2 protein-coding genes are annotated in these 1,659 nt (G+C 68.5%); both read right to left on the bottom strand.

Annotation, left to right across the window (positions count from 1 at the left end; all coding sequences use genetic code 11):
• Nucleotides 1-252 (bottom strand): 30S ribosomal protein S6 (gene rpsF, locus VAE46_RS01595; protein WP_322795155.1); only part of this gene is annotated, 252 nt, incomplete at its 3' end.
• Between the two features lie 86 nt (nt 253-338).
• On the bottom strand, nt 339-1,616 hold the full coding sequence (glyA, locus tag VAE46_RS01600) for a serine hydroxymethyltransferase (RefSeq protein ID WP_322795156.1): 1,278 nt from the start codon (nt 1,614-1,616) through the stop codon (nt 339-341).
• Nucleotides 1,617-1,659 lie beyond the last annotated feature (43 nt).

Below are 1,659 nucleotides of genomic sequence, written 5' to 3' on the forward strand. Positions count from 1 at the left end.
TTCGTCGATGCGGAGGGCGGTATCGATGGCCGCGACGGCGGAGGGCTCGGCTTCGATGCGGGTAACGATGTAGTCCCCATCGATGGCGTGGCGGATCGGGTAGGCCATCCGCCGCCGGCCCCAGTGGTCGACCTTGAGGATGCGGGCGCCGCGGGACTCGATGATTTGCTTGAGCCGCTCGGTGGAAGCGTCGGGCCCGCCGGACTCCTGGATGGAGAGGTCGTAGATGACGGTGAGTTCGTATTCCCTCATGGAACCTCAGCCCGGGCGGTGGGATTGTCCTCCCGTGCGGAGGACCGGGACCCCGGGTGGAACTCTGAACGTAGCACGGGCGGAAGTTAGACGGTAGCGGATGCCGGCGATTGTGGGACGGCATCGGTGATGCCGGGCACGGGGTAGGCGCGGGCGAATTCGGCCACTTCGGCGCGGACGGATTCGCGGACGCCCTCGCCATCCGGGTCCTTGAGCACGCGCAGGATCCAGGCGGCGACGCGGCGCATTTCGTCCTCCTTCATGCCGCGGGAGGTGAGGGCGGGAGTGCCGAGGCGCAGGCCGCTGGTGACGTAGGCGGAGCGCTCGTCGTAGGGGATGGTGTTCCGGTTGGTGATGATGCCGGCGCCCTGGAGAGCGTTCTGGGCCTTCAGGCCGCTGATGCCGACGCTGTTGCAATCGACGAGGATGAGGTGGTTATCGGTGCCGCCGGAGACGAGGCGAAGGCCGCCGCGGAGGAGCTCTTCGGCGAGGACTGCGGCGTTGCGGACCACCTGGGCTGCGTAGTCACGGAATTCGGGGCGAAGCGCCTCGCCGAAGGCAACTGCCTTGGCGGCGATGCTGTGCAGGTGGGGGCCGCCCTGGGTGCCGGGGAAGACGGCGCGATCGAGCGCGTCGGCATGCTCGGCCTTGCACATCGCGAGGGCGCCGCGCGGCCCGCGGAGGGTCTTGTGGGTGGTGGTGGTGACGATATCGGCGTGGGGGACGGGGCTCGGGTGGACGCCGCCCGCGATCAGCCCGGCGATGTGGGAGACATCGGACATGAGGATGGCGCCGACCTCGTGGGCGATCTCAGCGAAGGCGGCGAAATCGATGGTGCGCGGGTAGGCGGTGGCGCCGGAGACGATGATGCGCGGCCGGTGTTCGCGGGCGAGCTGCCGGACCACGGCCATATCGATGGTCTCGGTTTCGCGGTCCACAGTGTAGGGCACGAAGCGGTAGAGCCGACCGGAGAAGTTGACCGGGGAGCCGTGGGTGAGGTGCCCGCCCTGGGAGAGCTCCATGCCCATGATGGTGTCGCCGGGGTTGGCGAAAGCGAGGTAGGCGGCCATGTTGGCCTCGGCGCCGGAGGTGGGCTGGACGTTGGCGTGGTCGGCGCCGAAGAGCTGCTTCGCGCGATCGATGGCGAGCTGCTCGAGGCGGTCGCTGTGCTGGTTGCCGGCGTAGTAGCGCTTTCCGGGGTAGCCCTCGGCGTACTTGTTGGTGAAGACGGAGCCGGTCGCTTCGAGGACGGCCGCGGAGGCGTAGTTCTCGCTGGCGATCATCTCGAGGTGTTCGACCTGGCGGGTGCGCTCGTCGGCGATGATGGCGGCGACTTCGGGGTCGGTGTGTTCAAGGATGGACATGGCCTCTCCCGTGGGACGGTGCGGTGAGTACTAGGGTAGCAGG

Source organism: Tepidiforma sp. (assembly GCF_034433535.1).
GTDB lineage: Bacteria > Chloroflexota > Dehalococcoidia > Tepidiformales > Tepidiformaceae > Tepidiforma.

Bases quoted from the DNA above. Each gene is read 5' to 3' on its own strand.
- glyA (WP_322795156.1), bottom strand. From the start codon at position 1,616: ATGTCCATCCTTGAACACACCGACCCCGAAGTCGCCGCCATCATCGCC.